Origin of the sequence: Marinobacter sp. tcs-11, from assembly GCF_002049515.1 — a bacterium.
Taxonomy (GTDB): Bacteria; Pseudomonadota; Gammaproteobacteria; order Pseudomonadales; family Oleiphilaceae; genus Marinobacter; species Marinobacter nauticus.
Window position 1 is genome coordinate 44,949 of sequence record NZ_LLYU01000003.1, and the last position, 20,631, is coordinate 65,579.

Below are 20,631 nucleotides of genomic sequence, written 5' to 3' on the forward strand. Positions count from 1 at the left end.
TGGCAGGCAAGCCCTCAGTCTGATACCTGAAAGCTTGCTTTCGGACCTTTCAACGGTTGCTGGTTCGCCGCCTGTTCCAGCCAGACATCAATGTGCTCGTGGGCCGGATGATTCACGCAGCGCTTCTTGATGAATGACAGGAAAGCACCGGCTTTTTCCCATTGCTGCAGGCCATTGGCGAGGGCCTGGGCGACAATCAGGTAGGCCGGTGCCAGCTGATCGCTGTCCGGGAAGCGTTTGTGGAAATCCTGCAGTAAACGGATAGCTGCTTTATGGTGGCCCCGATGGTACAGTGTGCCCGCACACTGCACTGCCAGTTCCGGGTCGTCCAGCTGGAATCTTGGCTCCACCACCTGCAACGTCTGTAACAGTTGATTCAACCCGTCTCCATCATGCCGTTGGGCCAGCCAGGCCATAATCCTGGGGTGGTAGCGGTACAGCTCTTCGGCATCATTGCGGGCGGTCAGCAACTGGTAGAGCTGGCCGATGCGGGTAGGGTTGGTCCGGTCCCGTTTGAGGGCTTCCTTGAGCATGCTCTGCACGCGGTCGTAGTTGCCGTCTTTCAGGTTCATGTCCAGATCGGCATCAAACCGGCTGCTGCGATCCCGCTGGTGTTGGTCCGTTTCCGAAATCTCGTCCTGAATGTCCGAGGCAAATCCGAGTTCTTCCTGATACTGGAACAGCAGGTAGCCCAGCATGTGAAACAGGATCAGGGTAAAGGTACTGTTCAGGAAACCGGCCAGGGGTTGGGCCACCCACATGGGGAAATGGTTCACGGCAAAATCCTGCGCCGCGCCGGAAGCCAGGGTGAGCAGAATCAGGTACCCGTAAAGCAGGAAGTAGGGCGTGCCGATGCGTGAGATCAGCATCGCCAGGTTCATGGGGTTTACAGCAGCGCCTACCGAGCGTTCCATGGCCAGCACCATGATGCTGGCCGGCAGTGCTAGTACCACAAACGCCACCGCAAGCATCATCAGTATCGGCCCGCCCAGCATGGCGGCGGCGCCTACCAAGCCGCCCATCAGCACAAACACCAACAGTTGCAGCACCACAATGTCAAAACCGCTGCCGGTAAACGCCACCGACACCGCTGGCGGTTTCAGGTGGCCTTCCGCGGTGTGGTTGATCACCGCATAGGTGTACTTGAACAGCGCCAGCGCCAGCACCAGCCAGATGATCAGGCCAATAATATTGGCTGGCGCCACTACAGGAACCAACGTGCAGATGGCGATGACAATCAGCGGATCGGTGTGGAAGGGGTAACGGAAAAAGGCCCCGACCCGCTGCCAGAAGGGCACCACTTCGGTGGCTGCGCCCAGATAACGCATGGCTTTACTGCAGCGGGGACAAAGCCCCCGACGCTGGCGGGTATCGGCATCCGGCATACAACGGCTGCAGTAGTGCATCTGGCATTCGCCACAATGCCACTTGGCAGGGTCGCCCGGATGGTAATGACAATCGTGCTTCACGTGAGACAGTTCCTGATCCGTCAGAAATCAGCCGCCAATCATGACAGAACTCGTCCCGAGCCGCACCTTTCGGGTTCAAAGTTGGTGGATGGGGAGTGTGCCTCGGGGGCGTATGTATAACTACTGAGGGCAGCAAAAGCCAGTGATCTGACGAGGGCGACAGGCGTATGTAACAAAAGTCCGTGATGTTCGGAATAACCCTATCAATCGCCAACCTGATTGGCCGTTAGTATTTTGTCTGCCCGCCCACTTCTTTTTCGCTTTGAGGAAAATCACATGGCCAACCTTATCCGTATCCAGGACCTGTCCCGGCAACAGGCGGTATCCACGGATCGGCAACTGCTCTTCATTCTGTTGGCCCATGTTCCTGTCGTAGGTCTGCTGGTGCCTTTGGGTTATGACACCCATGGTTTTGCTCTGGTTTCGTCAAGCCTGATTGGTGCGCTGGCGGTGATGGGTTACCGCTTTCTGCGAGGCACCAGGACCTGCTCAACTCTATTCGCTGTGTGTCTGATGCTCTTCTCTGCGGTGATGATTCAGGCTCAGCTTGGGCGCATTGAAATGCATTTCCACATATTCGCAGCGTTGGCGTTGGTCATTATCTATCGTGACTGGTTGCCCGTGGTCGCGGCGGCACTGACGATTGCTGTACACCATCTCGTATTCAATGGGCTGCAAATGGCCGGAGCTCATATTGGTTCCTTGCCTGTGATGGTCTTCAGTCACGGGAGTAGTTGGGGGGTGGTGTTCCTTCATGCTGGCTTTGTGGTATTTGAGGCATGCGTATTGGTGTTTTTTGCCTTGTTGATGAACAAAGAACGTAATCAGGCTTTCCAGATGATGTCGATTGTTCAGGATTTTGACCGTGACCACGATGTGTCGGGTCGCCTTCCTGTTGATGATCGAACTGCCAGTGGTGCATCGTTCAACGAGATGATGGAAAAAGTCAGCGAGTTGATCCAACAGATGCGGGATTTTTCCGGTGCACTGGGGAGCAACTCCAGGCAGTTGCTCCAGGCAAGTCAGCGCACACGACAATACGTTGATGACCAACAGCAACAGGCTGATCAGGTAGCGACAGCCACCAATCAGATGTCGGCCAGCGTGCAGGAAGTGGCCCACAATGCGCAACTGGCATCGGAAGCCGCCAAAGATGCCGCCGATTCTGCCTCTGCGGGCAGCCAGGCTATGGCCAGTGCCCGAACAATGACGGATGCAACCAATAAGGCACTGGAAGACAGCGCTCGGATGGTGGCTCAATTGGCTGACAAAGTGGAATCTATCGCCAGAGTTACAGGTTCAATTCACGATATCTCTGATCAGACCAATCTCCTGGCTTTGAATGCGGCTATTGAGGCAGCCAGGGCCGGCGAACATGGCCGCGGTTTCGCAGTAGTGGCGGATGAAGTACGATCCTTGTCGCGTCGGACCCAGGAGTTCACTGAGGAAATCCGTACGACAGTGGACGAACTGAAAAACCTGTCGGAGGCCACCAGCGCCGCCATGGAAATGGGACAGACCCGCTCCACAGAATCCAACCGGGCGATTCAGCAGGCAGCTGAGGCTATCAGCCGTATCGAGCAGGCCATTGATTCTGTGAGCAGTATGAACAACCAGATCGCTGCAGCCTGTGAGCAACAGGCTGCCACGTCATTACAGATCAACGAGAACATTCATGCAGTGGCCACCCGTAACAGTGAGGTGGCCGACGAGGCCGACAGTGTGCAGGGGTTGGCAGGTGAATTGGAGAACAGCGTCATCCGGGTTGATGAGTTGATCAGCCGTTACCGGTTGCTCTAGTCAGGATTCCTGCCAACGCTGGCGCACCTCAAGTATCGCCGGCAGGCAGCGGAAGAAGGCTTCGACCAACTCGGGGTCGAAATGCTTGCCGCTTTGCTCGCGAATCAAATCCGTTGCCTGTTCTATCGACCATGCTTTCTTGTAAGGGCGCTCGCTGGTGAGAGCGTCGAAGACATCAGCCAGGGCCACGATCCGGGCAGAGATGGGAATGGTGCTTCCTTTCAGGCCTTTCGGGTAGCCGCTGCCGTCCCATTTCTCGTGGTGATTCATGGCCACTTCCCGCGCCATGTTGAGCAGATCTGAGCCGTCTTCACCGATGATCTCCGCCCCGATTTCCGCGTGGCGTTGCATGATGACCCACTCATCCGGCTCCAGCTTGCCAGGTTTCTGGAGAATGGCGTCCGGAATGCCGATCTTGCCGATATCGTGCATCGGGGCGGCATTGAGCAGAGTGTCGGACCAGGCTTCGCCGAGGCCGGCCTCCAGCGCGATCAACCGCGAGAAATGGCTCATGCGGATAACGTGCAGGCCGGTTTCGTTGTCCTTGTATTCCGCCGCGCGCCCCAGCCGCTGAACGACGGCCAACCGGGTCTCTATCAGCTCGTCCATACGCACCAGCGACAGATGGTTTTTCACCCTGGCCCGGACAATCGCCGCATTCACGGGTTTCGTAAGGTAGTCCACAGCACCCAGCTCAAAGCCCCTGGCTTCGTCATCGGCATCAGACAATGCGGTGACGAAGATTACCGGGATAGCGCGGGTATCCTGGCCGGCCTTCAGGGTTTTGCACACCTCGTAACCGGACATGCCCGGCATCATCACATCCAGCAGAACAAGATCCGGTTTTTCGCTGCGTGCCAGTTCCAGCGCCCGTTCACCATCTTTGGCGAACAGCAGCCGGTAGTGGTCGGAAAGTACGTTGCGCAGTACCTGAAGGTTGGCTGGCTCGTCGTCCACCAGCAGCAGGGTCTTGGTGTCGGTCAGCATTGCGAGGCCTCCAGGGTATCGCGAAAAGTGATCAGAAGTTCGGCCGCTTTCTCTGGTTCGAAGTCGTCGAGAGCCTCGTTCATCGCATCGGCGATCTCCGTGGGCAGTCCTGGCTTCAGCTGGTCGATAGCGCGTTCCGGAATTTCGCCCTGGCTCAGGCGTTCGATCACTTGTGCCAGCGTTTTCGGGTCTATGGCATTCGGTTCAGTCCAGCTTGCGGGGCGCGTTTCAGAGTCCGCTGCTTGTTCGGTCAGCCACTGGCGTGCCCGATCAAAATCGTTCTGGAGCTCCTGCCACAGGGCCTCCGGCACCGGTTTTTCCGATTTCAGCCGGGTCTCCAGGTTTGCCAGCGTTGCCGCTAAACGCCGGAAACCCAGATTACCGGCAATGCCGCGAACCCGGTGGGCTTCGGCTGTCGGGTTATCGGGGCAGAGCCGGATTGCTTCGGGTTGATTCTCTGGAGCTTGCAGCAGACGTCCAGCCGCCCGTAGGTGTTTTTGGGTGTCCGGCCAGAGCTGCCTGAGCGTGACGGTATCTATCGTGCTGTCGTCGACATCATCGCCTGCATTGCTCGGAGCCGAAGCCTCTATGCCCAGGACTCTGGCCATCTCGGCAGTGAGTTCCGGCAGATTGAGTGGCTTGATGGCGAAACCGTCCATCCCTGCCTCCGAAGCCTGCCTCCGATCGTCTTCCAGCACGCTGGCGGTAAGAGCAATTACGGGCGTGTATCGTCGCTGGGCGGCTGCTTCATGTCGACGTATCGCCCGGGTGGCTTCGTGGCCGTTTATTCCGGGCATTTGCACATCCATCAGAATCAGATCGAAAACCTGGTTACTATAGAGGTCTATCGCTTCTTGTCCGTTCCCGGCCGTGGTGACCTCATGTTTGCGGTGAAGCAGCAGGGTTTTCAGCAGTTCGAGATTTTGTGGCACGTCATCAGCCACCAGAATGCGCAAAGGGGGAAGAGCGACTTCCTGGTCTGCCAGCGTATCCTCGTCCACGGCCAGGCCGCTAGGCAGAGGCAGTTCTACCTGGAAAACCGAGCCCTCACCCGGGCTGCTGGTCACGCTGATGGTGCCACCCATCAGTTCCACCAGTTGTCGGGCAATGGTCGTGCCCAGGCCAGTGCCACCAAAGCGACGGGTCATGCTGGAATCGGCCTGGGTAAACGGTTCGAAAATCCTGTCGATGCGATCGGCAGAAATGCCAATGCCGGTATCCTCAACCCGGATAACGACATTGTGCACAGAGGGCTCCTGCACCTTCAGGGTGACGCCGCCTGTCTGGGTGAATTTTACGGCATTGCTTAACAGATTCAGCACCACTTGCTGAATGCGCAAGGGATCGCCCTGGTAGTATTCTCCGGCCTGGTAATCCAGTGTCAGATAAAGCCCTTTGCGCGCGGCATTCAGGGATTGCGTGGCAATCACCTGGTCACAGAGGCGGCGCAGGTTAAAATCGCGCAGTTCGAGTTCGGTATGACCACCGTCCAGTTTGGCGGTGTCCAGTATATCGTTGAGCAGGTTAAGCAGAGACCGGGCCGAGGTTTTCACCACGCCAAGATGCCGTGCCTGAGTTTCATCCAGCGGTGTGTCCAGTACCAGGTCGGTGAAGCCGATAATGGCGTTCATCGGGGTGCGGATTTCATGGCTCATGTTGGCCAGAAACGCACTTTTGGCGGCGGCAGCCTGCTCAGCTTCCTCTTTCGCCCGGCGCAGATCGGTTTCCATTCGATGGCGTTCGGAAATGTCAGTGATGAAGCCTACGAAAGTGCTGATGCCGCCCAGCCGGGATTCCCCAATGCCGAGCCGAACCGGAATCTGGTGGCCATCTTTATGAAGAGCCCATACTTCGCGGCCAGAGCCTATGATTTTACGTTCTCCGGTGCGCAAATAGTTTTTCAGATAACCGTCGTGGGCATCACGATGGGGGTTCGGCATCAGCATGCTGACATTCTTGCCCACGACTTCATCAGCGCGGTAACCGAAGATGCGTTCAGCGGATTCGTTAAAGGAGAGCACAATGCCCCGATCGGAAATTTTGATAATGCCATCTACGGCGGCATCAACAATGGTGCGCAGTTCGCTGGCGGTTTCCTGGCTGCGCCTCATCAGAGCGCGATAACGGGCTACCGCGTTGACCCCGGATGCGAGCAGGCTGAGGGTTACCGTTACGAAAGCAATGGTCAGTGCCAGAATGGTGTGGCTGTTGCTCCCGGGCAGAAAATCCGGGGCGGGCTGGCCGATAAACCGGGCGGCTTCCATCGCAGTGTAATGCATGCCGGCGATGGCCAGCCCCATCACGGTACCGGCGAGTAAACGGCGCTTGTACCCGCGCAGGCGCGTTCTGTGGCGCAGTCCGAAGCTGATCCACAGCGCCAGGGTGCCCAGCATCACAGCCACCACAATCGACAGTGCGAATAACGTTGGGTCGTAGCGAAGTGCCGGCCCGATCTCCATAGCGGCCATGCCCAGATAGTGCATGGCACCGATGCCGGCCCCGACCACCACGCCACCACCGATCAGTCGCTGCCCGGTCAGGTCGTGCCGGGCCAGGAGGCTGAGCGCTACCCAGGAGGCAAACAGGCTCGGAGCGGCGGAAAGCGCGGTAATCCAGGGGTGATAGTGCACATGGGTGGGCATTTCAAAGGCCAGCATGCCGATAAAATGCATGGACCAGATGCCAAAGCCCAGAGAAGCAGAACCGCTGAACAGGTGCAGGCGCTGCATGTAAAGGGTGTTGCTGCGGCGCGCAGCGGCAGCCAGAGTCAGCCCCAGGTAGGAAGCGCCCACTGCGATCAGCAGAGACAACATCACCAGGCCATAGTCGTATTGGCCCGACACCAGTTTGTCAGTCTCGGTATTCAGAACAAAGAAGTGATCAAGCGCCGGCAAGCGAGATTCCTGTAAAAGTCGGGGAAAGCTGAGGTATGTACGGTATCAGTACGGGATTGGCTTCAGTATCGTCTTTTTGTGTAACTTGTATACGCCAGGTTACGGATGATACTGACAGTATTCACCGTGGTAATGCGGAACATTCACGGGACTGCAGTTGAACTCTCGCCATTCGATGCAATAGTTAAAGGAGATTTCCGACGAGGAGGCATCGCATGTCGAGTTCATCCCTGAGTAAAGACAGCCTGAATACCCTCTCCACCCTTAGCGCGGGTGGCCAGACCTACCACTACTACAGTTTGCCGAAGGCAGCGGAGACCCTGGGCGACCTCAATCGCCTGCCGTTCTCGTTGAAAGTGTTGTTGGAGAACCTGCTGCGCAACGAAGATGACACCACGGTCGACCGCTCCCACATTGATGCCATGGTGCAATGGTTGAAAGACCGGGGCTCGGATACCGAAATCCAGTTCCGCCCGGCCCGGGTGCTGATGCAGGACTTCACCGGGGTGCCCGGGGTAGTGGACCTGGCGGCCATGCGCGAGGCCGTGAAGAACGCTGGTAAAGATCCCGCCCTGATCAACCCGTTATCGCCGGTGGATCTGGTGATCGACCACTCGGTGATGGTGGACAAATATGGTAACCCGTCGGCCTTCAAGGAAAACGTCGCCATCGAGATGGAGCGCAACCAGGAGCGTTACGAGTTCCTGCGTTGGGGCCAGCAGGCCTTTGACAACTTCCGGGTGGTGCCGCCGGGCACCGGCATCTGCCATCAGGTGAATCTGGAATATCTGGGCAAAACGGTGTGGCAGAAGGAGGTGGACGGTAAAACCATCGCCTACCCGGACACGCTGGTGGGCACCGATTCCCACACCACCATGATCAACGGTCTGGGCATACTCGGCTGGGGCGTGGGCGGTATCGAAGCGGAAGCCGCCATGCTTGGCCAGCCGGTCTCCATGCTGATTCCGGAGGTGATCGGTTTCAAGATCACCGGCAAGCTGAGGGAGGGCATCACGGCGACCGACCTGGTGCTGACCGTCACGGAAATGCTGCGCAAGAAAGGCGTGGTGGGCAAGTTTGTGGAGTTCTATGGGGACGGCCTGAAAGACATGCCAGTGGCCGACCGTGCCACCATTGCCAATATGGCGCCGGAATACGGTGCTACCTGTGGTTTCTTCCCGGTGGATGAACAAACCATCAACTACATGCGCCTGACCGGGCGGGATGAAGCACTGCTGGAACTGGTTGAAAACTACGCCAAAGCCCAGGGATTGTGGCGGGAACCCGGTCATGAGCCGGTATACACCGACACCCTGGAGCTGGACATGGGTGAAGTGGAAGCCAGCCTTGCCGGCCCGAAGCGGCCCCAGGACCGGGTCGCCCTCACCAACATGAAAGCGTCGTTTGAGTTGCTGATGGAAACGTCGGAAGGCCCGGCAGAAAGCCGTGAGGCCAAGCTGGAATCGGAAGGGGGTGGTACAGCGGTCGGTGCTCAGAGCGCCTATTTCGAACACCCCGCCAGTCAGCCACTTCACATGAATGGTGAATCTACCCGGCTGGACCCAGGCGCGGTGGTGATTGCGGCGATTACCTCCTGTACCAATACATCCAACCCCAGCGTGATGATGGCGGCTGGCCTGATTGCCAAAAAGGCCGTGGCCAAGGGTCTGAAAACCAAACCCTGGGTCAAAACCTCACTGGCGCCGGGCTCCAAGGTGGTGACCGACTACCTCAAAGTGGCCGGCCTTCAGGATGACATGAACCAACTGGGTTTCAACCTGGTGGGTTATGGCTGCACCACCTGTATCGGTAACTCCGGCCCGCTGCCGGATGAAGTCGAGAAAGCCATTACTGATGGGGATCTCACCGTGGCCTCGGTGTTGTCCGGTAACCGCAATTTCGAGGGCCGGGTGCATCCGCTGGTGAAAACCAACTGGCTGGCCTCGCCCCCACTGGTCGTTGCCTATGCTTTGGCTGGCAACGTACGGGTGGACCTTACCAAGGATCCTCTGGGCGCAGACCAGGATGGCAACCCGGTGTACCTGAAAGACCTGTGGCCAAGCCAGGCCGAGATCGCGGAAGCGGTCGAGAAGGTCAAGACCGACATGTTCCGCAAGGAATACGGCGAGGTCTTCGAGGGCGACGACATCTGGAAATCCATCAAGGTGCCGGAAAGCAAGGTGTATGAGTGGAGTGACAAATCCACCTACATCCAGCATCCGCCCTTCTTCGAAGGCATGGGTGAGCAGCCCGAGGCCATCGATGACATAACGGATGCCAACATCCTGGCCCTGTTGGGAGACTCGGTGACCACCGACCATATTTCGCCGGCCGGCTCCTTCAAGCCGGATACACCGGCGGGCAAATACCTGCAGGAACATGGTGTAAAACCAAAAGACTTCAACTCCTACGGCTCCCGCCGGGGCAACCACGAGGTGATGATGCGCGGCACCTTTGCCAACGTGCGCATACGCAATGAAATGCTCGACGGCGTGGAAGGCGGCTTCACCAAATTTGTGCCCACCGGGGAACAAATGGCCATCTACGATGCCGCCATGAAGTACCAGGAGCAAGGCACGCCACTGGTGGTGATTGCCGGCAAGGAATACGGCACCGGCTCCAGCCGCGACTGGGCCGCCAAGGGTACTCGCCTGCTGGGCGTGAAAGCCGTGGTGGCGGAATCCTATGAGCGTATTCACCGTTCCAACCTGATCGGCATGGGGGTGATGCCGCTGCAATTCCCGGAGGGGACTGATCGCAAGAGCCTGAAACTCACCGGGGAGGAAACGATCAGCATTCAGGGACTGTCTGGCGAGATCAAGCCGGGCCAGACCCTGACCATGACGGTGAAATACAAGGATGGCTCTACCGAAACCTGCGAGCTGAAGTCACGGATTGATACTGCCAACGAGGCAGTGTATTTCCAGCATGGTGGTATCCTGCATTACGTGGTGCGGGAGATGCTGAAAAACGCCTAGGCGGCCGGGACTTCCAGCCAGAAGGTGGCTCCCTGGCCAGCTTCTGACGTGAAGTCGACGTCGCCCTCCATCCTGGCCATCAGCTCTTTGGTGATGGCCAGGCCAAGGCCAGTGCCACCCTTGCTGCGTCGATCCGAACTGTCGGCCTGGGAGAACTTCTGGAACATGCGCTCTCTGAATTCCGGAGCGATACCAGGTCCCTCGTCCTGCACGTAGATTCGAAGCCCTTGGCCATGCGGTTTTGTCCAGATACGAATCTGGCCGTTGACCGGTGAGAACTTGATCGCGTTTGACAGGATGTTGTTGAGTGCCTGTGCCAACCTTTGTTTGTCCGCCTTAACCGTGGATGCTGAAAGTTCTTGAGCGTTGAGAGTGATGTTTTTTTCGGTGGCATAGTTCTGGATGTTTTCCAGACTTTCGGTGATCGCCTCAGACACAGGAAATTCGACCACATTGAAATCCATCTTGCCCGCAATCAGTTTCTCGATGTCCAGCAGGTCATTGATCAGAAAACCCAGCTGATCGCTGTTTCTTTGGGCGATCTTCAGCAATTGTTGTGCTTTTCCTGAAAGCTCTCCGCCAGCATTGGTCGTTAACAGCGACAGCGCCCCGGAAATGGAGGTGAGGGGGGTTCTGAGTTCATGACTGACGGTCGAGATAAACTCGTTCTTTAATCGTTCCGCCTCTTTTCGTTGGGAAATGTCCTCGACGATGATCCAGATAACGGACTCTTTTCCCTGGAGGTCCAGGCGCAAACCGTGGAGCATGAGCGGCTGGAGAGTCCCATCTGCCATTGGGAAGAAGCCTTCAACTCCGGTGAAGCGAACCTGGCTTGCCAGGCGGTTGGATATTGAAGGTTCGCTGCGTTGTTGATCGCCGGAAAGGCTGCGCACATCGTCGAAATACCCGATGTTCTTGGCTTTCGAGTCCAGTATTCGGGTGAAGCCCGGGTTGGCCTGTAGCAACTCCCCTGAGATCGCGTCATAGAGGGCGATGCCGAACGGGGCGAGTTCAAACAGGCCCCAGAATCGGAGTTGCATCTGGCGATCACGGAGGATGAGTGTCGTTATCCAGAGTGTGCCGGCAATGATGATCAGAGTGACCAGCCCGAGCAGACTACGCAGCAGCCACGGAGAGTCCGGATGATCCGGCCATCCATCCGCTGGCTGAGCGTAGAGCTTCCAGGAAAATCCCGGCATGGCCATGGTTGTTGACACGGGCGCTTGCCAGGCTGCATCGGGCTCACCGAAAAACAAGCCTTCATCTATGTTGCCGGAGCCTGTCGTTGAGAGCGCAAAGACCACCTCGGGAGGGAGGCTGTCCAGCCCAATCGCGGTGTAAAGTCGATTCAGATCCAGAATGGCGGAGATAACCCCCCAAACCCGTCCCGTGTCGTTCTCGAAAATGGGAATACGCGCGGCCAGGCCCTGGCCTCCCTGTACCAGATTAATAGGGCCGCTGAAGACTGCTCGCCGGCTTTCCAGTAGCAGGGCCATTTGATCTCTTGACAAACTCTGAGCCTGAAGGTCGAGCCCGAGGGCAGCCTCATTTCCATCCAGAGGGTAGATGTGTTTTATGACAAATCCGGGGGCCAAACCGATATTCAGCAGTTCTGGTGCCAGTTTGAAGATGACGGAAGCCAGCCGCTGAAATCGCTCTTCGCCGATGTCGGGTTGGACCGCAACGTTTGCGGCGAGACCCCATACTGTCTGTGTGTTTTGCAGAATGGTGGCGCGCAGACGCAGCCCCAGATCATCTACCTTCTCTTGCCAGTTCGCCCGCACATCAGCCCGGTGTCGTTCCGTTGCGGTTGAGTCGATCGCCAGCGCGAGCCCGACCGTCAGCAGGCAAACCGTCAATCGAGCAAGCCAGACCAGGCCGAAAAAAGCTTGTTCTTGTTTTTGTGTGCTCATGTCAACGCAAGCTCATGTTAAGGGTAACTCCAGCCAAAAGGTGGAACCCTGCCGCTCGGCCGAGTTGAACCCGACACTGCCACCCATCTTCGTCATGATTTCTCTGGTGATTGCCAGTCCAAGGCCGGTCCCGCCTTGTCCGCGGGTAACAGAGCCATCTGCCTGCGCGAACTTCTGAAAGATCCTGGATCGGAAGCTCTCAGGTACGCCGATCCCCTGGTCTTTCACCAAGATGCGCACCGTCGATTCTGACGATTCAATATCGACGAGGACTTCGCTGCGCTCATGTGAGAACTTGACGGCGTTTGACAACAGGTTGGTGATAGCCTGTTTCAGCCGGATGCTGTCAAACAGCGCCGTGAGCCCCGGCGAGCCGTCCCGCAGTGTGATGCGCACCTGACGCTGTTTGGCAAAGGGCTGGATTTCTTCAATGGCGGCGGTCACGCACGTTCCAATGCCTTGCTCCTCAGGCGCCATGGGCATATTGCCCGCAATCAGTTTTTCGATGTCCAGGAGGTCGTCTATCAGCAGTTTCAGATGGTCGGCGTTGCGCTTTGCGATGGAGAGCATGTGCCGGCTTTTTTCGTCGATGTTCCCCGTAATACCACCCAAAATCAGCCCCAGGGACCCGGAAATCGAAGTGAGGGGAGTGCGCAGTTCGTGGCTGACGGTGGAGATGAACTGGTTCTTCATCTGTTCGGCTTCGTATCGCTCGTTGATGTCTACGATATAGCCGTGCCAGAGAATGCTGCCATCCGGCAGTTTTTCGGGGTTGGCCTGCCCCTCGACCCAGTGCCAGTTCTGGCCTTGCCACTGAATTCGATAACGCTGGTGCCAACGGCTCAAGTTGTCTGCGGACTCTTGAATGCTCTCAGCAACCTGTGGAAGGTCTTCAGGGTGGATGACGCCGAAGACTGGGCCGGCATCGTTTGCCGCAGCTTCGGCGCTGATGTTGTAGATCTGCTGGATACCTTGGCTGGTGTAGGGAAAAGTGCTGTGACCGTCTGGCCAGAGGCGGTACTGGTAGAGCATTCCCGGGGCGTTGCTGACGAGTTTTTCCAGGGTCTCGGCCTGCCGGGACTGGTGAATGGCGTCGGCGACCCAGCGGGCCAGCAGGTTTACAAACATCTTTTCCGTTTCGGTAAACGGTGGTTTGCGCGGTATGGAGGATGAAAAGTTCAGGGTTCCGAACAGTGTGTCATCTATCCAGATTGGCGCGGCCAGGTAGCTTTCCAGACCAAACTCGGCGTAGCAGGGGTGGTCCTGAAATCGCGAGCGCCCCATGTGGTTGATGGCGAGCACGTCACCCCGCTCGAGAAGAATGGAGCAGTAGGTTTGCTCAACGGGCAAGGTGAGTCCGTTCTCAAGCGCCTTGTTTCGGCGCGCATGGTGCCAGAGTACGGTGTAGGCGCCACCATTGATTTCGCTGACAATGGCCGTTTCTGTCCCCAGGAAATGGTTGGCCTTGTTGAGCGCTAGCGGAATGGCGGTATCAAGGTTGCCTTTCACTTCCAGAACGATTTCGTTCAGTGCATTCAGTGCCCGGGTGCGCTCACTGTAGTAGTTGCCCAGCTCCTGAAACTGGAGTTCGCGTTCGATGATATCGGCCAGGTCTCTGAGTGTTTTCTCGTCCCGGTTCGAAAAGCCTCGAGGTTTTTTGTCGATAATGCATAGGGTGCCAATGCGAAAGCCGGAGCGGTCTTCCAGCGGTGCGCCCGCATAGAAACGGATGTGGGGTTCTCCCGTGACCAGGGGGTTGTCGGAGAACCGCTCATCGGCCAGTGCGTCGGAAACCACGAAAGCCTCGGATTTCAGGATGGCATGGCCGCAGAACGAAATGTCACGACCGGTTTCCCGGACTCCCAGGCCATAGCAGGACTTGAACCACTGGCGTTCCCGGTCGACCAGTGACACCAACGCAATCGGCACATCGAACGCCTCGGCGGCAAGCCTTGTTACCCGATCGAAGCGCTCCTCCGGGGGAGTGTCGAGCAGCTTTGTCGCCTCCAGGGCGGAGAGCCGTTGTGGTTCTTCGGGTGGGTACTCAGGTGACTTCATGATCAGGCTCCCTTGAGGTCTCCTGGCGGGGGATGTCGAGCCAGAAATGGGCCCCTTGCTGGTAATAGTAGCCCACCTGGCCGTGCATCAGATGGGCCAGCTCACGGCAAATGGCCAGCCCCAGGCCAGTGCCGGACTGTGCCTGTTTTGAGGATGGGTTGGCTTGTGCAAACCGCTCGAACAGATGTGGGATAAACTGCTCATCCACCCCCGGGCCGTGGTCCGAAACGATGAATCGGATGGTGTTCTGATTAACCGCTCGGGCGGACAGCTGAACGGCGGCACCAGTAGGTGAGAACTTGATGGCGTTGCTGATAAAGTTGTCCAGTATCTGTCGCAGTCGCTGGGGGTCGGCTCGGACCACCAACGGTTCAGGGGCCGGGACTGCGCTCAAAGAGACACCATAATGGGTGGCCATTGAGCGATTGCCTTCAATGGCCTGCTCCAGGGCTTCACTGACCTGGATTGTGCCAATCTGCAACATCATTTTTCCGGCGATGGCTTTATTGAAATCCAGCAGATCTGAAATCAGCAGCTGCAGTTGTTCGCCGTTGCGCAGCGCTACTTGCACCATTTTCCGGGCCTTTTCCGGAAGCTCGCCGGCCGCCTCCCGGTCCAGCAGTTTCAAAGAGCCGTTGATTGAGGTCAGAGGCGTTCTCAATTCATGACTCACGGTGGCCACAAACTGGTCTTTCATCTGGTCCAGAGCTTCCCGTTCCTCCATCAGCCGGTTGAAGGCCAGCGCGAGATTGCGGGTTTCCGGTGGCCCCTTGGGCTTCAAGTGGCGGGTATCCGATGCGCCATCCACCATGGCCCTTATCCGCGTGGACATGTGTTCCAGGGGCCGGGTGGCAGTGCGCCCGAGTAGCCAGGCTGCGGTGGCCAGAATCAGTGCAGCCAGTACGCTGAGCAGCAGAAAGTTTTCAAATGAGGCCCTGGCCGGGCCGGTCACGCCTTCATAGGGCTCTGCGCGCAGAAACAACCAGCCGACACGCTCCAGATGACGGGTCGCATAAATCCAGCGTTTACCGGATTTGTCGGTCACGACACCCGATGTGACGCCAGACAGCGCTGCGTCGATAATCAGGTTCTCGCCGGGTGGGGGTAGCTCAGGCATCGGAGCGCCGGGGGTCAGCGAATCCACCTGAGTGAAATGCCCGGTATCGAGCACCTTGAAGATGGCGTTGCTTTTTTCACTCAAGGAGTCGGGAATGATGCCGGATTCAGCCAGGTTGATGCTGCCGCCCGCCAAGCCCAGCAGATCGCCGTCGTCACTGACAATGGGAGCCAGAAAAGACAACAGCGGCAATCCGGTGGTACGGCCGATAATGGGGCGGCTGATCACCGCTTGTCGGCTGGTCAGGGCTTCCCGGAAATGCGGGCGGTCTGAGTAGTTGGTGCCGATTCGTCTGGGCACAAAACGGTTCTCTGCAATGGCGACACCCTTGTCATCAAAAATGAGCAGACCGCCTTCGAAATAGCGTTCAAGACTGGGTTGGCGCCCGAGAAGCTCTTTCAACTCAGGCAGAGGGCGCAGGTTGTCGCCGTCTGTGAGAAAAGCCGAGAAGGCCTTCAGGGCCTCCAGGCGAATCTGAAGTTGTTGGTCCACGATGCGCGCAGCCGAGTCGGTTTCCAGCAGCTGCCTTTGGGTCAGAACGTTCTCGAAATCCCTTACCAGCCCGTTGTAGGCAAAAAACAACACGGCTGCCATGGTCGCAATACTGCTGGAGATCGTAATCAGGGTAACGCGTATACCTAACGATGGGGATCTCAACGGTAATCCTTAGTGGCGTGGTCGAGAGCGGAAAAACGTGGTTACATAGAGCTTAGAGTATTTCCAGAGTCGGAAAAACCAGGATTCGGGGAGTTTTTTTGGATAACCAGCAGCAAGATTACATCAGTGATCGCCTGAACGTTTTGAAACTGCGTTTTATCGAGCGATTGAGGGGCGAGTTGGCGTACCTTTCAGGCTTTGCTGACCAGGTTAGGAAAGGTCATGTTGATGAACTGGCACTTAATGACTGTCGTCAGAGACTTCATAAGTTGGCGGGATCTGCAGGCACGTTTGGTTTCCCCTCCCTTGGAGAATTTGCACGAGATCTCGAAAAACGTCTCAAGCGGGAGCAGAAAGCGTTGGCGAAGGGATCCGACGCCCAGTTCGATTTTCTTCCCGTTGATGAAAACGTCGCCGACCAGCTCGAACTCCTGATTGGCATCGCCGACCTGGATAACCCGTTGTCCACGGAGCGGGAGCGGTCGGCGCAAGCCGATGAAGAGCTGGTCTCCCATGGCATGCAGGTTCGGCTGATCGTGGTTCTTGACGCCACGGATCAACTGGAGTCCTTGCCGGATGAATTGCAGAAATACGGGTTTTCTGTCGAGACGATAGAGAGCCGGGAAGGCGTGGTGAAGGCCTCAGGTACTGATCCTGGTAATGCCGCAGCCGTGCTCTGCAGCGATGCCAGTATTGAAAGTGTGGCTCGTTGGTTGGAGGCCCATCCCCGCGGCGCCTATCAGCCACCGGTGCCGGTTGTTTGCATCGGACAGGCCGAAAACTTCGATCGTCGCTATCATGTTGCCCAGCACGGGGCACGTGCGTTCATGTCGGCGCCGGTGGATTTGCCCGAGCTGGTGGAGCGGCTGGAAACCCTGGTTCAGGAACTGGCCGCCGGCACCAAGGGCCGCGTGATGATCGTCGACGACGACCGGGAACTGGCCGAGCACTATTGCCTGGTGCTCAATTCTGCCGGTATTGAGGCCCATGCCGTATCGGACCCTTTGACGCTGCTGTCAGAACTTTATGCGTTCGAGCCTGAGCTGTTGCTGATGGATATTGAGCTAGGCGCGCATTCTGGCGTAGTTCTGGCTCGGATGATCCGCTTCCATGCTCGCTGGTTGAGCCTGCCGATTGTTTATTTGTCTTCCGAAGATGATCCGGAGCGCCAGCTTCGGGCGCTGTCCGGCGGTGCCGATGAGTTCCTGGTCAAACCGATTTCCGATGATTACCTCATCCGGGCCGTCCAGATGCGCTGTCATCGGGCTCGGCAGCTGTCTGAGCTGATGAACCGCGATAGTCTGACGCGACTGCTGAAACACTCGGTAATCAAACAGGAAGTGGAAAGGGAGCGTCAGCGTTGCACCCGGGGCGATTACAGTTCTGTTGTGGTTCTGCTCGACATTGATCATTTCAAGCAGGTAAATGACACCTGGGGGCATGCACAGGGTGATGTCGTCATCCGGACTCTGGCCAATCTTTTGCGCAACCGGCTGAGGGAATCCGATGCCATCGGTCGCTACGGTGGTGAAGAATTTCTTGTGGTACTGCCGCATTGTGAGCCGTCAGCAGCCCTGCGACTGATGTCCGGTATTCTTGAGAGCTTTTCTGAACTGGAGTTTTCCAGTGAAGACGACGTGTTCCACGTGACGTTCAGCGCGGGGGTCGCAAAAATCAATGATTTTTCTGCCGGTGATCAAATCATCGAGGCGGCTGACAAGGCACTCTATGAGCGGAAACGAAACGGCCGCAATGGCGTTACGCTGTATACAGCTAACGCGTAGGTCAATCATGCTACGGAGAATGCCTTGAAAGCATTGGTGCTTGAAGACGATGATCTCTTTTCGGAGCTGCTGGAGACCGTCGTGGCGGGGCTCCGTCCAGGCATGCGGGTGACGGTGGCGAGCCGGCTGTCCGAAGCCTTCCGGTTTGTTGACGATGACGATTTTGATCTGATTATTGCGGACTGGAACCTGCCGGATGGCTCGGGGCTGGAGCTGGTTCGCAGGGTGCGTTCGGCTAAAGCGACCATGCCCGTTGTGATCGTCTCGGCCCGGGCCGATCGGGACTCCGTATTGAAGGCCGCCCATTACGGCATCAATGGCTATATTACCAAGCCGCTGGACGTTCGTGTCCTGCATAAGAAACTCACCGATCTCCTGTCCGATACTCCTGCGAAGCTGCCTTCGATCTCGAGTTATCTGGCCGATGCGCTGGAGAACATTACGCAGTTGCCGTCCGATCTGGATGCTGCTGAGATTCTGGATTTATACCGGCGTCAGGACGAGCTTTCTGCTTCGCAACTTGCAGAGCGGTGGCGGGATCACCCAGCGCTGACGCTGCGTCTGCTGGATGTGGCCAACAGCACCTCCTTTCGGCGCACGGGTGAACCTCTGGATACAGTCCGGGACGCGATCAGTTCGATCGGGGTTGCGATGGCGTTAAACCAGGCGCTGGCATTGTCTCTGGATGTCTCGCGGAATATCCAGCATCCGCCGTTGCGCGCCCGGGCTGACGTCTATTATGGCCAGGCGCTCAGTGTCGCAAAATCCGCCCAGGCTCTGGCGCTGAGACTCAAAAAGCAGCCGATGCTGTTCCAGCAGGCTGGCTTGCTCAGTCGCCTTGGTGAGATGGCCCTGGTCAAAGTGCTGGATGAATACGTGGCGCTGGGTGGCGAGGTCGAGGAGGCCGCGTTTGAAGCCCTGTTTCGGGAATGGTCCGCACCGTTTGGAAACCGACTGAAAATTCACTGGCATCTGCCACTTGGTTTGAGAGAGTTGATTGGTGCAGTGCATTCGCTTGGTTCTGACTGTACCCGTGAAGACCGACTGTTGATGCGGGCGGCCACTCTGGAAGCGGCGGGTGAGAAAGCCGGCGAAGAATGCCAGCGTTTACTGCGACGGCTGGGCCTGGATGAGACACAATCAGAGGAGTTAAAGCCCTCGTGAGCCAACAAGTTGATCGCGTGCTTTACGTTGAAGATGATGAGGACATTCGCAGTGTGGCTGAGCTGGCACTGGTGGATGTGGGCGGCTTCGACGTCTGCCTGTGTGCCTCTGGTCAGGAAGCCCTATCGCGCATTGAGGAATTTGGACCGGATCTGGTTTTACTGGATGTGATGATGCCGGGTATGGATGGGCCCCAGACTCTGAAAGTCTTGCAGCAGCGCCCGGAGGGGCTGAATATTCCGGTCATCTTTATGACCGCTCGTTTGCAGCCCTCGGAAATTGAGGAATACCGGTCGCTGGGCGCTATCGGTGTCATTCCGAAACCCTTTGATCCCATGACTCTGGCCGATGATATCCGGCGTTTGGTGGCCGACCACCCGGAGCGTTGAACCGGGTGCGTCGTCATCGGTTTTAGGGTAGGCTGGCGCCCCGCAAATGAACTGATCACCGAGGTTGTCATGTCATCCCCCCAGTCGCCGGAAGAAATCAAGGCCAAACTCAACCTGGAGACCTCCCGCATTCGCTGGCATGAGCTGCAAACCTATTATGCCCGGGGTCAGGTAGTGCGAGTGGCGCCAGAGCTGGACCTGCTGAATGTGGCGGCCCAGTTGGCGGCGGACAACAAGGCCCAGTTTGAGCACTGGATGTCCGGTGGGCAGGTGGGCGAGGTGGCACCGGACCTCGCGCGCGCCTGGTACGACCGCAATGCGGAACTCTGGGCAGTCGTCATTGCCCCCTGGGTGCTGGTACAGGACCGTTCTGGTGAGTGTCTTCACTGAACTGCACCGTTTTTATCCCTAGCTGTTCTGCTCTTTATCCCTGTCTTCGTCCGAGGTTTTCATGCTGACCGGTGCGCTCCTGATCCTGGCCCCGTTATTTCTGGGCTTTGCCATTGCCCTCTCCAATCGTCAGTTGATGACCGTGATTCACTATTCGGTGGAGGGCCTGGTGTATTTCATCCTGGCCCTGTTGGGATTGGGGCTGGGACAGATGGAAGGGCTATTGGGCCAACTGGGTACCATGGCTGCCCAGGTAGCGGGGCTGGTGCTGGTCCTGCTGGTGGCGAACATGGCGGGCCTGTGGCTGTTTCACCGTTGGCAGCCCATGCACACGGAGGCGGCTGAAACCGGTTCCAGGCCCGGTTATGGCCGCTTGTTTCTGGCAGGCCTCAAACCGCTTTTGTCCGTGCTTGTCGGTGCTCTGCTCGGGTATTTCCTGTTCCCGGAACTGCCGATGGTGGACGACGTGGCCACCTGGGCGCTGATGTTGTTGCTGTTCCTTATAGGGCTTCAGTTACGCAATGCCGGCCTGTCATTGCGCAAACTGCTGATGAACCGCCAGGGGCTGGGGATTGCACTGGCTCTGGTGGTTAGCTCCCTGGTGGCGGGGCTGGCTCTGGTGCCGGTACTGGATATCCCCTGGCATCAGTCTTTGGCCCTGGCCTCCGGGTTTGGCTGGTATTCACTTTCAGGCATTGTCATTGGCGATGCCCTGGGACCCGCCTGGGGCGGCGTCGCTTTCCTGAACGATGTGCTGCGGGAAATTATTGCTCTGGCCCTGATACCGTTGGTAATCCATACCCGGCCAGCCATGGCCATCGGCTACGGCGGAGCCACCGCCATGGATTTCACACTGCCGGTAATTCGCAGTAGTGGTGGCCTGGCCTGCGTGCCGGTGGCCATCGCTTCCGGCTTTCTGCTGTCTTTCCTTTCGCCGGTGCTGATGGGAGTCTTTCTGTCGCTGGGATAGCTTGATTTTGCTCAATTTGACCCGGTGCAATGCTTTGGTCAGATTTACGGTTATAGTGGCT

General features: G+C 57.5%; 13 protein-coding genes. 7 read left to right on the forward strand and 6 right to left on the reverse strand.

From position 1 onward, the window contains the following. Positions 1 to 14 precede the first annotated feature (14 nt). A complete protein-coding gene (locus ARC85_RS04670) occupies positions 15 to 1,469 on the reverse strand; it encodes a hypothetical protein (protein ID WP_286714392.1) in 1,455 nt (484 codons plus the stop codon). Positions 1,470 to 1,745: 276 nt separating this feature from the next. Here ARC85_RS04670 and ARC85_RS04675 point away from each other — a divergent pair, with 276 nt between their 5' ends. Continuing rightward, the gene (locus tag ARC85_RS04675) at positions 1,746 to 3,269 is read left to right on the forward strand and encodes a methyl-accepting chemotaxis protein (protein ID WP_286714393.1); all 1,524 of its coding nucleotides are present in this window, start codon (positions 1,746 to 1,748) and stop codon (positions 3,267 to 3,269) included. Here the strand turns inward: ARC85_RS04675 and ARC85_RS04680 are convergent, their stop codons facing one another. Together ARC85_RS04680 and ARC85_RS04685 are read right to left on the reverse strand one after the other, a co-directional pair. Continuing rightward, positions 3,270 to 4,256: a response regulator gene (locus tag ARC85_RS04680; RefSeq protein WP_286714394.1), complete on the reverse strand. Its 987-nt coding sequence runs from the start codon at positions 4,254 to 4,256 to the stop codon at positions 3,270 to 3,272. It lies immediately after the preceding gene. Beyond that, positions 4,250 to 7,150: an MHYT domain-containing protein gene (locus ARC85_RS04685; protein ID WP_286714395.1), complete on the reverse strand. Its 2,901-nt coding sequence runs from the start codon at positions 7,148 to 7,150 to the stop codon at positions 4,250 to 4,252. Before ARC85_RS04685 ends, ARC85_RS04680 begins: the two co-directional genes overlap by 7 nt. 215 nt (positions 7,151 to 7,365) lie before the next feature. On the opposite strand from ARC85_RS04685, the gene acnA reads away from it, so the two are divergent. Further along, positions 7,366 to 10,128 (forward strand): aconitate hydratase AcnA, encoded by a 2,763-nt coding sequence (gene acnA / locus ARC85_RS04690; RefSeq protein WP_286714396.1) that lies wholly within the window; start codon positions 7,366 to 7,368, stop codon positions 10,126 to 10,128. Here acnA and ARC85_RS04695 read toward each other — a convergent pair. The 3 genes from ARC85_RS04695 to ARC85_RS04705 are packed head-to-tail and all read right to left on the reverse strand — an operon-like array spanning position 10,125 to position 15,873. After that, positions 10,125 to 12,041, reverse strand: coding sequence for an ATP-binding protein (locus ARC85_RS04695; RefSeq protein WP_199452839.1), 1,917 nt, complete (start codon positions 12,039 to 12,041; stop codon positions 10,125 to 10,127). The two genes, acnA and ARC85_RS04695, sit on opposite strands and share 4 nt — an antisense overlap. Before the next feature lie 12 nt (positions 12,042 to 12,053). Further along, complete coding sequence (locus ARC85_RS04700; RefSeq protein ID WP_199452841.1) at positions 12,054 to 14,099, reverse strand: GAF domain-containing protein; 2,046 nt, start codon at positions 14,097 to 14,099, stop codon at positions 12,054 to 12,056. Beyond that, on the reverse strand, positions 14,086 to 15,873 hold the full coding sequence (locus tag ARC85_RS04705; RefSeq protein WP_153740285.1) for a sensor histidine kinase: 1,788 nt from the start codon (positions 15,871 to 15,873) through the stop codon (positions 14,086 to 14,088). Before ARC85_RS04705 ends, ARC85_RS04700 begins: the two co-directional genes overlap by 14 nt. A 98-nt stretch (positions 15,874 to 15,971) precedes the next feature. Here ARC85_RS04705 and ARC85_RS04710 point away from each other — a divergent pair, with 98 nt between their 5' ends. The 5 genes from ARC85_RS04710 to ARC85_RS04730 all read left to right on the forward strand — a co-directional run bounded on the left by ARC85_RS04710 (position 15,972) and on the right by ARC85_RS04730 (position 20,570). Beyond that, positions 15,972 to 17,657 carry a diguanylate cyclase gene (locus ARC85_RS04710; RefSeq protein ID WP_286714397.1) on the forward strand — a complete coding sequence of 562 codons (1,686 nt, stop codon included), beginning with the start codon at positions 15,972 to 15,974 and terminating at the stop codon, positions 17,655 to 17,657. 24 nt (positions 17,658 to 17,681) lie between these two features. Beyond that, positions 17,682 to 18,821 carry a response regulator gene (locus tag ARC85_RS04715; RefSeq protein WP_286714398.1) on the forward strand — a complete coding sequence of 380 codons (1,140 nt, stop codon included), beginning with the start codon at positions 17,682 to 17,684 and terminating at the stop codon, positions 18,819 to 18,821. Then, positions 18,818 to 19,210, forward strand: coding sequence for a response regulator (locus tag ARC85_RS04720; protein ID WP_286714399.1), 393 nt, complete (start codon positions 18,818 to 18,820; stop codon positions 19,208 to 19,210). Before ARC85_RS04715 ends, ARC85_RS04720 begins: the two co-directional genes overlap by 4 nt. A 69-nt stretch (positions 19,211 to 19,279) precedes the next feature. Continuing rightward, positions 19,280 to 19,600, forward strand: coding sequence for a DUF2288 domain-containing protein (locus ARC85_RS04725; protein ID WP_286714400.1), 321 nt, complete (start codon positions 19,280 to 19,282; stop codon positions 19,598 to 19,600). Between the two features lie 61 nt (positions 19,601 to 19,661). Then, entirely contained in the window at positions 19,662 to 20,570 is a 909-nt protein-coding gene (locus tag ARC85_RS04730) for a LysO family transporter (RefSeq protein ID WP_153740281.1), read from the forward strand. Positions 20,571 to 20,631: the final 61 nt, after the last annotated feature.

Coding starts and splice junctions, on each gene's coding strand:
- ARC85_RS04680 (WP_286714394.1), bottom strand. CDS start 4,256: ATGCTGACCGACACCAAGACCCTGCTGCTGGTGGACGACGAGCCAGCC.
- ARC85_RS04725 (WP_286714400.1), top strand. CDS start 19,280: ATGTCATCCCCCCAGTCGCCGGAAGAAATCAAGGCCAAACTCAACCTG.
- ARC85_RS04700 (WP_199452841.1), bottom strand. CDS start 14,099: ATGAAGTCACCTGAGTACCCACCCGAAGAACCACAACGGCTCTCCGCC.
- ARC85_RS04695 (WP_199452839.1), bottom strand. CDS start 12,041: ATGAGCACACAAAAACAAGAACAAGCTTTTTTCGGCCTGGTCTGGCTT.
- acnA (WP_286714396.1), top strand. CDS start 7,366: ATGTCGAGTTCATCCCTGAGTAAAGACAGCCTGAATACCCTCTCCACC.
- ARC85_RS04675 (WP_286714393.1), top strand. CDS start 1,746: ATGGCCAACCTTATCCGTATCCAGGACCTGTCCCGGCAACAGGCGGTA.
- ARC85_RS04730 (WP_153740281.1), top strand. CDS start 19,662: ATGCTGACCGGTGCGCTCCTGATCCTGGCCCCGTTATTTCTGGGCTTT.